Origin of the sequence: Microcoleus sp. B4-C2 (genome assembly GCF_036705265.1) — a bacterium.
In the GTDB taxonomy this organism is placed as follows: domain Bacteria; phylum Cyanobacteriota; class Cyanobacteriia; order Cyanobacteriales; family Microcoleaceae; genus Microcoleus.
Window position 1 is genome coordinate 61,083 of sequence record NZ_JAUBUB010000018.1, and the last position, 12,824, is coordinate 73,906.

At 44.7% G+C, this 12,824-nt stretch carries 17 protein-coding genes; 14 read left to right on the top strand and 3 right to left on the bottom strand.

The window, feature by feature from the left end; all coding sequences use genetic code 11:
• The first annotated feature begins 1 nt into the window (after position 1).
• Positions 2 to 280 carry a hypothetical protein gene (locus QUB20_RS08705; protein ID WP_333291295.1) on the top strand — a complete coding sequence of 93 codons (279 nt, stop codon included), beginning with the start codon at positions 2 to 4 and terminating at the stop codon, positions 278 to 280.
• A gap of 84 nt (positions 281 to 364) precedes the next feature.
• On the opposite strand, the gene QUB20_RS08710 is transcribed toward QUB20_RS08705, so the two are convergent.
• Together QUB20_RS08710 and QUB20_RS08715 are read right to left on the bottom strand one after the other, a co-directional pair.
• Positions 365 to 532, bottom strand: a complete 168-nt coding sequence (locus QUB20_RS08710) for a type II toxin-antitoxin system HicB family antitoxin (protein WP_333248171.1) — start codon at positions 530 to 532, stop codon at positions 365 to 367.
• A 552-nt stretch (positions 533 to 1,084) separates the two neighbouring features.
• Positions 1,085 to 1,825 carry a calcium-binding protein gene (locus tag QUB20_RS08715; RefSeq protein WP_333211172.1) on the bottom strand — a complete coding sequence of 247 codons (741 nt, stop codon included), beginning with the start codon at positions 1,823 to 1,825 and terminating at the stop codon, positions 1,085 to 1,087.
• A 215-nt stretch (positions 1,826 to 2,040) separates the two neighbouring features.
• On the opposite strand from QUB20_RS08715, the gene QUB20_RS08720 reads away from it, so the two are divergent.
• The 5 genes from QUB20_RS08720 (at position 2,041) to QUB20_RS08740 (ending at position 6,282) form a co-directional block, all read left to right on the top strand.
• Positions 2,041 to 3,447 (top strand): NB-ARC domain-containing protein, encoded by a 1,407-nt coding sequence (locus QUB20_RS08720; RefSeq protein ID WP_333248173.1) that lies wholly within the window; start codon positions 2,041 to 2,043, stop codon positions 3,445 to 3,447.
• Between the two features lie 171 nt (positions 3,448 to 3,618).
• Positions 3,619 to 4,029 carry a HEPN domain-containing protein gene (locus tag QUB20_RS08725; protein ID WP_333224132.1) on the top strand — a complete coding sequence of 137 codons (411 nt, stop codon included), beginning with the start codon at positions 3,619 to 3,621 and terminating at the stop codon, positions 4,027 to 4,029.
• Positions 4,008 to 4,397: a hypothetical protein gene (locus tag QUB20_RS08730; protein ID WP_333248175.1), complete on the top strand. Its 390-nt coding sequence runs from the start codon at positions 4,008 to 4,010 to the stop codon at positions 4,395 to 4,397. Before QUB20_RS08725 ends, QUB20_RS08730 begins: the two co-directional genes overlap by 22 nt.
• Positions 4,398 to 4,473: 76 nt before the next feature.
• The gene (gene xth, locus QUB20_RS08735) at positions 4,474 to 5,259 is read left to right on the top strand and encodes an exodeoxyribonuclease III (protein WP_333248178.1); all 786 of its coding nucleotides are present in this window, start codon (positions 4,474 to 4,476) and stop codon (positions 5,257 to 5,259) included.
• A 147-nt stretch (positions 5,260 to 5,406) separates the two neighbouring features.
• Positions 5,407 to 6,282: an SDR family oxidoreductase gene (locus QUB20_RS08740; RefSeq protein WP_333248180.1), complete on the top strand. Its 876-nt coding sequence runs from the start codon at positions 5,407 to 5,409 to the stop codon at positions 6,280 to 6,282.
• Between the two features lie 322 nt (positions 6,283 to 6,604).
• On the opposite strand, the gene QUB20_RS08745 is transcribed toward QUB20_RS08740, so the two are convergent.
• Positions 6,605 to 7,726: an EAL domain-containing protein gene (locus tag QUB20_RS08745; RefSeq protein ID WP_333248182.1), complete on the bottom strand. Its 1,122-nt coding sequence runs from the start codon at positions 7,724 to 7,726 to the stop codon at positions 6,605 to 6,607.
• A gap of 652 nt (positions 7,727 to 8,378) precedes the next feature.
• Here QUB20_RS08745 and QUB20_RS08750 point away from each other — a divergent pair.
• From QUB20_RS08750 to QUB20_RS08785, 8 genes are all read left to right on the top strand, one after another.
• On the top strand, positions 8,379 to 9,812 hold the full coding sequence (locus QUB20_RS08750; RefSeq protein WP_333053781.1) for a hypothetical protein: 1,434 nt from the start codon (positions 8,379 to 8,381) through the stop codon (positions 9,810 to 9,812).
• A 161-nt stretch (positions 9,813 to 9,973) separates the two neighbouring features.
• Positions 9,974 to 10,381 (top strand): hypothetical protein, encoded by a 408-nt coding sequence (locus tag QUB20_RS08755; protein ID WP_333248185.1) that lies wholly within the window; start codon positions 9,974 to 9,976, stop codon positions 10,379 to 10,381.
• Positions 10,374 to 10,853 (top strand): hypothetical protein, encoded by a 480-nt coding sequence (locus QUB20_RS08760; protein ID WP_333248187.1) that lies wholly within the window; start codon positions 10,374 to 10,376, stop codon positions 10,851 to 10,853. The genes QUB20_RS08755 and QUB20_RS08760 overlap by 8 nt, the downstream gene beginning before the upstream one ends.
• Positions 10,850 to 11,359 carry a hypothetical protein gene (locus QUB20_RS08765; RefSeq protein ID WP_333248188.1) on the top strand — a complete coding sequence of 170 codons (510 nt, stop codon included), beginning with the start codon at positions 10,850 to 10,852 and terminating at the stop codon, positions 11,357 to 11,359. Before QUB20_RS08760 ends, QUB20_RS08765 begins: the two co-directional genes overlap by 4 nt.
• The gene (locus QUB20_RS08770; RefSeq protein ID WP_333248191.1) at positions 11,360 to 11,623 is read left to right on the top strand and encodes a hypothetical protein; all 264 of its coding nucleotides are present in this window, start codon (positions 11,360 to 11,362) and stop codon (positions 11,621 to 11,623) included. It begins immediately after the preceding gene.
• A complete protein-coding gene (locus QUB20_RS08775; protein ID WP_333248193.1) occupies positions 11,614 to 12,159 on the top strand; it encodes a hypothetical protein in 546 nt (181 codons plus the stop codon). The genes QUB20_RS08770 and QUB20_RS08775 overlap by 10 nt, the downstream gene beginning before the upstream one ends.
• On the top strand, positions 12,152 to 12,451 hold the full coding sequence (locus QUB20_RS08780; RefSeq protein ID WP_333248195.1) for a hypothetical protein: 300 nt from the start codon (positions 12,152 to 12,154) through the stop codon (positions 12,449 to 12,451). The genes QUB20_RS08775 and QUB20_RS08780 overlap by 8 nt, the downstream gene beginning before the upstream one ends.
• Positions 12,444 to 12,617 carry a hypothetical protein gene (locus tag QUB20_RS08785; RefSeq protein ID WP_333248197.1) on the top strand — a complete coding sequence of 58 codons (174 nt, stop codon included), beginning with the start codon at positions 12,444 to 12,446 and terminating at the stop codon, positions 12,615 to 12,617. Before QUB20_RS08780 ends, QUB20_RS08785 begins: the two co-directional genes overlap by 8 nt.
• Positions 12,618 to 12,824 lie beyond the last annotated feature (207 nt).

The following is a 12,824-nucleotide window of genomic DNA, read 5'->3' on the forward strand; positions in this document are numbered from 1 at the left end:
TTTGTTGAGCAGAGTTATGGTAATAACAGCAGCTTTGCGATCGGCTCCTAATGCTTTAGCTTTAACCGCGCTGAGTGGCATTGGTTTAGCGCTGACACATTTATTTTGCGGCAAGTTGCGGTTTGCCCCTATTCCTCGCAACCGCTGGCTTTCAGCAGCAAGTGGGGTTTCGGTAGCTTATGTTTTTGTGCATATTTTACCGGAATTAAATCAGCACCAAGCGGTATTAAAGCAAGTAGAATCAGGAGTTATTTCCTATTTAGAACACCACGTTTATTAAATAGCTTTGTTAGGATTGACTGTATTTTAAAGTCTAAACGCTCTAGTACGCGAATTACTTCGCTTACTTGATATTCTGGGCAACCTAGGCATAGCTAACCTCTATGCTAGTTACAAACCTGGGAGTGATTTCGTCGGGTAAAGGACACTCTTCGAGATAGAGCCTTGTAGCTTCTTTGAGATTAGCGATCGCTTGTTCTATGGTTTCGCGTTGGTCAATTGTGCCGACTTCTGGACATTCGGCAATGTACATATCTTCTTCTTGTAAATGATGACTGTGAAGCTTTTAGTTTTCATTATATTTTTGCTTTCAGCATCAGAGGTTGCTTAGTTTCTATTTCCTAGTTTATCTTGGATGTAATTTTTTTGCAAGTACAGGGGAAGAGGCGCGATTCCCTACGGGATAGCTGCGCTTCACGCACTTTGTTTGTGACAATTTGGGATTTAAGGGCGATCGCCTTTTGGTTATTTCTCAATTGAAAAGCGATCGCTCTATCATCAAAAAATGCGATTCGTCGCAGCCTATTTGCCTTCGCCGAATCGCCGCTTTCCTTAATATTTATGAGCTAGATCACTTTTACTGAGTTGCATTTACTTACCTTGCTGCCAATTGGTTATCTACTTATTTTCAGTAGATTCTTCATTAGTAGTTAAAAAGTACACTGAAAATCAACGCGGGAAATAAGAGAGACAACAGGTTAAAACCTGTTGAGTCGGGTTTCATCCCCTCCATAAATCGCAGGGGTTTTCACCCTCCCACGTTATTTCCGATAGCGACAGGCTACCACCCAGCATAGCAGAATCCTCAACTGCTGATAAAGTCCGCTGCTGTCAAGCTCGCTGGTGTTAGAGGAACCTGAGAAGTTGGCGATTTATCCACAAGTCCAATAATTCGACCAGTGGATTTAACTCGTAGAGCTAGATTTTGATCGGCACCAGCGCAGACGCCACAAAATGCATTCCAGGGTTCAAACTGCCTTTCCACGAAACGTGGATTCAACCCAGCAGTTTCAAATGTCAGGACTTCGATGTCAGCAAATGTCAGACCTTGTGGAAGTGCAATTTTGTCTTCCCCAGGGAAGAAGTCTTGCAGAAAATCTACTGTATTAGTAGCGACTTCATCTTGAAGGATAAACGTGTCTCGTCCAGCTCCTCCATTCAGAACATCAAAACCTAAATCTCCAGATAAAATGTCCGCACCGTCGCCACCCGATAGCTTGTCGTTATCACGCCCCCCAAACATTTGATCGTTGCCGCGTCCACCAATAAGGGTATCAGTGCCCGCATTCCCAAACAAAACGTCATCGTCAAGTCCACCGTCAAGAGTATCTGCATCTTTACCACCGTAGAGGGTATCGAACCCGCCCTCACCATCTAGTGTGTCACGACCCTGATTCCCGAACAGTTCATCATTGCCACCCAAGCCACGGATCCAGTCATTACCCCCCAAGCCGAACGTTCTGCGGCTGCCATCAGTATCACGAATGAAATCATCATCCTCTGTGCCTTGTGCATCGGGAGTATTTGCAATATTGATGTTAGCCATTGCTTCTTAAAAATTGCTTAAATTTATTGCGTCCTGATTTTTTAGCATATGTGAAAAATATACTCAAATCAAATCAAATCAATAGGATTTAGTAGGCATTTTTTTACCTGTCCTGATTTCTTTCAGTTGGATAAAGTAGGATTTAGTTGCTAAAGTATCAAACCGTAGGATAAAGTAGGATCGCAATAGGCAAAACCCAAACCCTGACTCGACCTATGGACGTTGAAGAAGTCTTAAAAGTGGCTGACGATCTCGTATTCGCTAAGACAGAAAAACACCTCAACCATCTACAAGAAGGTATATTGCGAGGCACTTGGCAACGCCAGAAATACCCAGAAATTGCCACCAACTGCCACCGTAGCGAAGCTCATGTCAAGAAAGTTGCAGCAAAATTATGGAAACTTCTATCAGAAACATTAGGTGAAGACATCAATCAATCTAACTTTGCATATACAGTGGAAAGATGGCTATTTTCGATAGTTTCATCACATTTTGGCGACAATGCACAAGTTGGTAAGTTTAAGGTTTGTGCAAACCATCCTGAATCCTTAGAAACCCCAAACTTAGAAAATAAAAATCAGGACACCTCTAGCAAAACTCAGCCCAAACAGCGATTAGACTTATCCGATGCACCAGAACCCAACCTATTCTATAACCGCACATCGGAACTCACCACCCTCGAAAACTGGATTTTAGGCCGCAACCGCCTCATCACCATCTTAGGCTTATCCGGTATTGGCAAAACCGCCCTTACACTCCAACTAATCCCACAAATTCAACACGAATTCGATCGCATTATCTGGCGAAGTCTCCGCAACTCTCCACCGCTGGCATCACTCCAAACCGACTTAATTAAATTCTGTAGGGGCGGTGCCCCCGTGCCCGTTCCCTATCCCGAAGAAAGGGCAACTACGGGGGGATTGCCCCTACTAGAATATTTACGATCGCACCGCTGTCTCATCATCCTCGATGATATCCAAACCATCTTCAGCAGCCAACAACTCGCAGGAAATTACCAACCTGGATATGAAAATTACGGCGCATTCTTCAAACAAATAACAGAATCATCCCACAACAGTTGCTTAATCCTCCTGAGTTGGGAAAAACCCAGAGAAATTGCCGCCTTAGAAGGCGAAAATCGCCCCTGCAAATCCCTGCCACTCAACGGTTTAGGCCCGGAATCACAAGAAATATTCAGAGAAAAAGGTTTAGCAGAACCGGAGAAATGGTCAGAACTAATCGACCTTTACCGAGGCAATCCCTTATGGTTAAATATAGTTGCAACTTTGATTCAAGACTTATTCGGTGGCAGCGTTTCCGAATTTCTATCCTATGATACCCTATTCTTAGGTGACTTAGAATCACTCCTAGACCAGCAGTGCGATCGCCTAACCGCATCCGAACAACAGGCGATCGCATGGCTAGCCAATACCCCCGAACCTGCCGACATCTCAAAAATACCAGAAAACCTGCAATTATCACCGCCCGAACTCTTGAAAGTCATGCAATCTTTAGGACGACGGTCATTAGTTGAAACGGTAAAACAAAATGGGCGATCGCACTTTACGATTCAGCCAGTAATCAGAGAATATATAATCAACAAAACCAGAAGCAAAAACTGATAAACTTATCAATTTTAGTCGTGGAGGCAGAAACCGGGTTTTTTACGAAAATACTGCATCCCTGCCTAGAATTTGGTAAAAAACCCGGTTTCTTTGATATTGATGCGTCCAGGACTGAATCAGCTAAACTAGAGCTAAGATAGTAAACTTTTATGGAGCTATGCTAAACTTGTGAATAGGCAGGATTTACAGAACCTAGCACTCACTCGACTTGAAGAAGTAGAAGTGCTGCTCAACAATCATAAATACTCAGGTGCTTACTACCTCAGCGGTTATGTGATTGAATGCGCTTTAAAGGCTTGCATTGCCAAGCAAACTCAGGAATTTGATTTTCCTGACAAGAAAAATGTTATGGACAGTTACACCCACGATTTAGAAAAGTTGGTTAAAGTTGCTAAACTTGATAAAGAGTTAAAGTCTCTCCTCGACGATCCTAATTTTTCATTGCGATGGTCTATGATCAAAGACTGGTCAGAAGAAAGCCGTTACCAAACACATAGCCAACAAAAAGCCCTGGATATATACTTAGCAATTACTGACCCCACTCACGGAGTTTTACAATGGCTACAGCAACATTATTAAGTCACGAAATAGCAGAAGGTCAAAGACTAATAGACGCTCTAAATGCAGCACATCTATCAGTTGACTCTGCTCTCTGGAACTACGCACCAGAACCAGAAACATGGCGGCTAATGCTCACCTCACCTCTGTACGATAGCGAAGGGCCTCTTAAAACTTATGGGGAAATTCTGTCAGTCTTTCGCGAAGTTAAACCTGAATTGAAAATCGATTGGACAGCCCTCGTAGCAGTAAGCCCAAAACATGACTTAATTGAGGGCTTACGTCAGATACAACAAGATTGGAATTTAGACTTATCAGGCAGAAGAATGACGAATGATCGGATTAATCAGACGTGGATCGAAGATGCTTACATTTATCAAATCAAGTGAGTTGACCAGGCAAAAAATAGCTTAAAATAGGTGCGATCGCTCTCCCTCTCACCTAACCTTTAGGATTACTATATTAATGAAAATCGCCACCTGGAACGTCAACTCAATCCGCAGCCGCCTAGAACACGTTACTAGCTGGTTGCAAACCAACTCCCCAGACGTTCTCTGCCTCCAAGAAACCAAAGTTACAGACAAAGACTTTCCCCTAGAACCCTTCACCAACCTCGGCTACAACTGCTACATTTCCGGTCAAAAATCCTACAACGGCGTTGCCATTTTTAGCCGATCGCCCCTAACGCAAATCACCACCGGATTTGCCCCCATTCTCGGCGACGAAACCACAGGTATTTTTGACGAACAAAAACGCCTAATAGCCGGGGTTATAGACGATATTTGCATTATTTGCGTATACGTTCCCAACGGTTCCGAAGTTGGCAGCGAGAAATATGAGTACAAGCTAAAGTGGCTCAAACTGCTGCAAGAATACCTCCAAATAGCACTAGATAAATCCCCCAACTTGTGCATTTGCGGCGACTTCAACATCGTCCCGGACGATCGAGATATCCACAATCCCAAAGCCAATGCTAACTCCGTCGGCTTGTCTGTTGCCGAGCGCCTCGCACTAACAGAAATCATAGAATTAGGATTAAACGACCCCTTTCGCAAATTCACATCAGAAGGCGGTCATTATAGCTGGTGGGACTACCGCGCCGCCGCATTTCCCCGCAACAACGGCTGGAGAATCGACCACCATTATCTCAGCCCTCCCCTGTACGAACAAGCAAAAAACTGTACAATAGACATTGCTCCCAGAAAATTAATCAAACCCAGCGACCACGCCCCCGTAATTGTCGAAATTTGATTTATGAGTTATAAATAAAACTAAGGCAAAAGAAACCGGGTTTCTACCATAAATCTTAGGTTTAGCAACGATAAATTTAAGAAACCGGGTTTCTCGACCCTATGCGTAAGTTCCGATCCAGTTAATAACAACCAACAACCAAAAATCATGTTCTTAGTAACCGGAGCAACAGGCGCACTAGGCCGCCGAATTGTACGAGAAATCAGACAGCAAGAAAAGCCTGTCCGCGCATTCGTTCGCCTCGCATCTCGCTACTCTGAACTAGAAAACCGAGGCGCCGAGATTTTTATCGGCGACTTGAAACAAGACAAAGATATTAAAAAAGCCTGCCAAGGAGTGCAATACATCATCAGCAGCCACGGCACCGGCGGCGACGTTCAAGCAGTACACTACCGCGCTAACATAGAATTGATCGACTGTGCCAAAGAAGCCGGAGTGCAGCACTTTGTCTTTCTTTCGGTACTGGGAGTCGATCGAGGATACGAAGATTCCGCAGTATTCAAAGCCAAGCGAGAAGTAGAAAAATACCTGCAAAACAGCGGATTGAATTATACAATCTTGCGGCCTGCCGGTTTTGCTTCCAGCTTGTTACCCCTAGCAGAAAGATTTCGAGAAACCGGACTTTACCTGCTGATTGGCGACGGCAAAAACCGCACCTCTGTTGTCAGTACCGATGACTTAGCAAAGATTGCCGCAAACTCGCCAACAGTCGAAGGCGCCCGCAACCAAATTCTGCGAGTCGGTGGCCCGGATGTGCTGACAAGGGATGACATTCCCCGCATTTTCGGACGATTATTCAAGCGCGAACCGATGGTAATCAACCCGCCACTGGTTGTGTTTGACGGTTTGAGAAATGCCTTGGGTTTATTGAATCCTCAAGCTCAAAAAGACTTAGGAACTTTGCGGGTATTGCTGGGTAATGAGTATTTCTGTACTCCCGAAGAAGTGCAAAACTTGGAATCAATCTACAGCATGAAAATGGAATCCTTAGAAATGTTTCTGCGACGCAATTTGAGCGTTTAAAATGCTAGTTATTCTCGTTACCAGGCAGAGCCTGGTAATGAATATGCGGAGGCTCTGCCTCCAAATTTTTGTCTCATTTTAATGGAGGCAGAGCCTCCCGATATGCGTTCCCAGGCAGAGCCAGGGGACGAGTAAAGGTAGCCCCAAATCGCAAATGTAAACCATTTCTTCTCGTTACCAGGCTCTGCCTGGTAATGAAGATCCGGAGGCTCTGCCTCCAAATTGTTGTCTCATTTTAATGGAGGCAGAGCCTCCCGATATGCGTTCCCAGGCAGAGCCAGGGGACGAGCAAATGTAGCCCCAAATCGCAACTGAAAACCATTTACGCAGAAATAGGTAGTGGTTCAGCACCAATATAGCTCGTAACTGCGATCGGCGGAGAAGTCGGCTTAGCAATCAAATAACCTTGAACAAAAGTTGCTCCCCGTTCCCGCACCCACTCAAACTCCTCCAAAGTTTCCACACCTTCAGCAACAGTTTTAATTTCTAATTGAGTGGCAATTTCTAACATCTTTTCCGTAATTAGTGCCTTATAATAATCTTGATGGACATTGCGAATTAATTGCATATCCAACTTAATAAAATCTGGACGAAGTTGGTGCATCAAATTTAAATTAGAAGAACCGCTGCCGAAATCGTCCAGGGCAATTAAAAATCCAGCTTCTCGGTAAAACCTCAGAATCTTAATCAAGTGATTGATATCAGGAGGGTGCTGAGATTCCGCTACTTCAAAAACAATATTGCGGTGAGGAATTCCAGCTTCATCAATAGCCTGTACTGTTCTTCGCAGGCACGTAGCGGGATCGTAAACTGAAGTGGGAGAAAAATTAATAAAAAGTAGTTCTTTGATATCGTAAACATGGGCTTCGCGGATAGCGCGAGTCCGGGCTAAAACATCGAGTTGAAAAATTAGACCTGCTGATTCTGCTTGGGCAAAAATCCGACCCGGATAAATTAAGTTTCCTTGCTCATCAATTCCTCGGAGCAGGGCTTCATGGGCAAAAATTTTAGAAGTGTCTGAGGTATAAACAATGGGCTGAAAATGCGTAGTAATGCGTTCTTCGGACAATAAATCTAACAGCCAATCAGACTGGCTGAAGTTAATAAAAGAGTCTAAGGAAGTGCTGCGATAAAAATCGCTAAGTTTCGGCTGCTCAACTTCGCGCATCCACAAAACTTTTGTCTCTTTCAACTCTTGAGTTGTTAGCACCGATGATGCTAGGGCGCTAAAATTTTCTCTCGCTATTCCCTCTAGCATAACGTACAAACACTTGCTCTCTTCTAAAAGCTTGAATTCAACTTTAGCCTGAGCCAGTGCAGAAATAACCTTGGTCAGCGTGTGATGTACTGGAAACCACAGGTATAGACCTCCGCTGCCCTCTATTTTTTCGGGTACTGTTTCGCAGCGAGAGCAGGAGCCGAAGGCTTTGCCACTTATTTGCATTGGAATATCCTCCGGTTTTCGGGTTAATTTTAGACCCGCTAAGAATTAGCTTTTATTATAAGCTCATTCAGCTATTAATTCATATATCTCAAGATGTAAATCTTAATGAACTTGTATTTAAGAATTATTGCAGTATTTATACTTGCCTCCGGTTTCAAACCTTGGTCAAAGTTCTCAGCATTGAGCAAGTATCTGCGATCGAACACAGTCCCAAATCATCACAGAGGGAGAAGGCAAAGACTTGTTCTCTAGTCTCTACTGCTGCTCTGATTGTTTACGTTTTATTCTATAATTCCGTCTGGCAAAACAGTCGCTAGAGTTGATTTTTTAGCAAAGGAAAATTAACACGACCGTGAAGCGCAGCTATCCCGTAGGGAATCGCCCGATCGACTAATTTATGCGTACCACAAATCTACACACCCGGACGATCGCCCAAAACACACTCACTTGCTGGGGCATATCCAATTTAATTTTATAATCGGGATGACAGGATTTGAATTAAGCTCTCGGAACTATTCTACCACTTTCCGCCATCCTAGCCTTTTTTTTCGCTCAACCTAAGAAACCTGTTTTGCGTCTGAGCGAAAACTGAGCGGTCTACTGTATTCTTTACACAGTAGGCGACTCAGCACTATGGAGGATTGAGCGAAAGATGAGCGAAAAATCTAATTCAGTCACACTCAGCACATCCGCTGACTACCTTATTGGGTATGAGCGGATTTTAGACTACTTCAAGCAAGCACAGAAAGAATGCCCCAAAGGGGTAGGACTAAAGAAGGACAGTAAGGCTAAGGGGTCTTACATCACCCTTCAGTTCAGACTAGGTGACAAGCGGGTCAATAAAACCTGTGGGTGCTACCTCACAATGCAGGGCATCACCGATGCCTTAAATAAAGCTCACTTGGTTGCTACCGCCCTAGAGTCGTTCTCTAGTGAGACTCAGTTTTTAAGCTGGTATGATGATGTTATTTTGCAAAAAAACATCATCAAGAATGACTTGATAACGTTCGGCGAGGCAATCACAAAAGTAGAGAAAGAATACTGGGATGGACGCACTAAACGCCGCCAACAGCGTGACAGAAGCAATATTAGTCAGCAGCGTTCTTGGAATGTAGTTTACGGCCACTATTACAGACTGTTGCCACAAAACACGGTTGTCAATTTGGCAGATATTCTGTTGGCAGTTAACAGCAAAAAAAAAGGAACTAAATGTTTCAAGAACTGCTTGTGCGCTATGCGTAAGCTCGCCGAAACGATTCAAAACACTGACTTACTCAGTCGCCTTAAAGAAGTTGATGGTACGCAGACAGAGTTTAGACAAGACCTTCAATCTATATCGGTTGATGAATTCTTGAAACTTCGGGAGGAAATTTTAACAATTCCTGATGACAAACGATACCATTTAGAATCACGCAAGCGGTGGATGTGGGTGCTGTCAATGCAAGTGGTGTATGGCTTTCGGGTTCACGAGGTCTTTGCTGTTCAGAACATCGACAAACCATTTACAGCAAAGGATGGCGTTATTATCCCGGCACTGATTGAGCCAAACAATATAAAAATGATTGCTGTAGTGGGTGATAAAACGTTGTTAGACACCACAACCAAAACTGGCTACAGATTGTGTGTGCCGATGCTTCCTCCTACCCATCCCGATTTGGTAAAACGCTTAGAACTCAAAGCAGGACAATTGCCGGAGATTCATTCAGTTTCAGATAATCCAAATACCATTGGTAAGGCTTACGCTAGGAGAGCGCGTCAATTTTTAACCAGACTAAACAAAGGTCTATCACAAACTCACGCACTGCGTCATTTAGCTAACCTTAATGGTCAAATGGGAGGGATGTCTCAGGAGACGAGAGCTAAAAGTTTAGGGCATTCAACACAGATGAATGAAGGGATTTATAAGAGACGAGCTAACACTGAAACAACAATTAACCTGTTGACTCAATCTACAAAGGAAACTATTCCTCTAGGTAGCGCAATTGGGGTGCTCAAACGGATAGGAAGTAACACACAATGTGTTGATTTGTTAGCTGCTATTTACGGCCTTACATCCGACAAAGTGATGGAGTTGCTTGCCGAATAATTTGAAACAAAACTTTACACTTCCTGTGTTGACAAGGAGCTGTAAGTCTGCAATCGTGAGTAACTAAGGAAGATTGATGCGCGGTTGACGAGCACTTGCAATGCTAGCCAAACCACGACTTCCCCAAACCGTTTATGCACAACGTTTGGAGCCTATAAATTATGCCACTTTCAGCCGATTGTCCTAACGGACGATCGCAACTCTTAATGTTTCCCCGTCGCGAGTTATTGCAGAAAATCGCATCGGCCGCTTTGCTGTTTTTTGTGCCGCGTTCTCAGTCTGCTACCTTGCCTCTCAATGGGTATCCTTTGCCAGAATTCAATATTGGCGACTTGATAGCTAGCGACTGGTTTGATGGCGAGGACGAGGACGCTCCCGACTCTGCTACTGATTTTGGCGAAATCTTAGGTATGCGGTGGCTGCCAGAAGCTGAATCGGGTTTAGCTGCAAACACTTGGGTTTACTTTGTACGTTGGACTCACAGCACTTGTGGTGCGTACTCCTGCTACCCCTGCTACGACGGCGAACCAACCAGGGAGTGTGACTTGAGGCTTGTCAGCCATGACTAAACCTACCGTCAGCTACCGTCGCATTGACCAATTAAAGGCGATCGCTTATGACCGTGGCTTCACCAATGAGGATGCCAAGCAGTTCGGGAAGCTTTCTAAAACTGCTACGTGGGAAGCGCTGCTGGAACTGTACCTGGTTGACGGTGAACCGCTTGACACAGTGAATGTAGACACTGTAGATAGTTTGAGTGTAGACACTGTGGACACAACACCCGAACCGTTTGACCCGCAAGCTGTAGACACTGTAGACACCCTTGATTGGACTAACGACGGTTCGTTTCCTGTGTGTGGTTTCACCCGCCAGACTTCCACCAACTTTTTAGACTGGGTTGACCTTGGACAACTCATCGCACTCGCACTCGCATCGGCGGGGGTGTTTGTGCTGGCAATGTCTATGTGGCGACAAATCAATCCCCTGAATTTATTTCCCTCTCCTGTTCGCATCAACATTCAAATTGGGACAAAATTATGAGCTTACAACTGCGGCTGTTTGGTGGCAATTCTGATGCTGGAAAACTCACTGCCAGCAACGACGGCGGACACGCTATTGACAAATCAAAAGTTTTGGCAAGCACCGACGAAAGTGTCATCACACCGCTAAATCCTGGTAACTTTTCCAGCATCCGTAGTGTTCCAGTTGTGCCAGCACCGCGCTACTTTACCAAAGAAGAAGCGGAAGCCATGAAGGATTTAGCAAAAGAGAAAACAGACGGTGCAAAACAGTCTAAACGCGCCTATGAAGCACTGGCAAAAGTTGAAGAAGCCGATGCCAAAGTTCACCGTCATCACCGCAAATACGAGGGTGTTGTGGCTGATAATGAACTGGGCAAAAAACGCTCAGACACTCGACTGGCTAAGCACTTGCACAGCTTGCGTCCTGGCTATGCCCGCCTAGGACTGGGAATCGACAAAGCTGACAGCGATGCTCGGACTCGCATTGATGAAATTAAAGCACGATTGACGGGAGGGACTAACTAAATGAAAGCGATGTATCTGGCAAATTACTTTGTTGCTGGATGCGTCGCTTTCTCCCTTTTGGGGTGGATAGCGAGTCTGCATCCGATGGCAATGAAAGCAGTCCTATTCTTGTTAGCAGTAATTGCAATTGCTTGGGGTTTGAGTTGGTTACTTGACTATTCCCTGAGTAAGTTGCTCAAGATTTCAGTGACTGATTTACAAGCGCTTTTAATCGGTGGTTTGGCGATGCTGCTGATTGGTTTGGGGGTGTTTCTATGCAGCTAAAACTGTTTGTATTGAGCGCGTCCTCTGTCGTGCTGTGGTTGGTTCCACTAGCAGCACTAGACAAAACGCTAGACACTCACAAAGCGCTGCAAGGTGTTAGTTTGTGTGCTGCAATTGCTTGTGCTGTTACCGCTGGAAATATCGCCCGTCAATTAGCAGACGAGGGAGAGATTGAGGAATTGAAACTGAGGGCAATCAAGGCAGATGTAGAGGATGAAATCAGCACCAGCGTCTATGTTTCGCAGCAACAAAGACAGCAGGAAGCTGAACTTATCCTGACTTCCCCTGGCGTTGATGTGGAAGCTTCTCGGCAAGCGTTGGAAGCTATATACAGCAGCGACTTACAGGAAACCGCTTCCGCTTCCGACTCTCCTGATTACCCTATATACTTGGAAGTTTGTAAGTCAATGGAAGCGGGTAAGTCTGTGACCTGGATTGTTGAGAATGTACTCAAAATAGGAGGACGTAAATTCTCAGAAGGCAAGGTGAAACTGCAAAATTTGCTCAATCAGTTTGAGGGGGAAAAGGATGACTAAAATCACGAACATAAAGACAAAGGTTGCGCGAATAGAGTTTTATCTTCAAAGTCAAAAAATTCAAATGGTTGAGGGAGAGTTAACAGTTGAGAAGATTGAGGGGGAGTGGGATTGCATTCATGAAGCGAATATAACAATTCTTCGGGGTAGTTTACCGCCAACTATTATTTACGTTGAAGAAATTAAAAAATTCTATCAACGCTTTAGTGACAATGAGCCTTACTGTTACCGCCCAGTTGACGGTAATTTTATGTCGAAAATAGAGGTCAAAGGAGTCATTGAAAATGACTAGACAGCCGAATATACCAACAGCAGCAGCCTTAAGGTTGACTGGTACTAAGTCAGAAATAGAGCTAGTTCTGGCTGTTCTGCGAGGTAAAGATTTCTTTTGGAAAACCAACGGCAAGTTCTACCCACAACGGGGGGGAAGAGAATCAGTACGCTTACTACCTCAATGACCTGCAATTACCTCAACTTGGGGTAGCAGCCCCGCCAACACCAACACCGGGGGAACCACAACCTCGACCGTGGGATGCGGTTTTGGGTGGTCAGGGCACGACAAAATCCGTCCGAGATTTCGGACAAGAGTCCCTCTGACTTGGCGGCGCTGAAAACCTTGTTCTGACTCACTCGTCTAGTGCTTTTACCTTTAAACCCGACGAGTG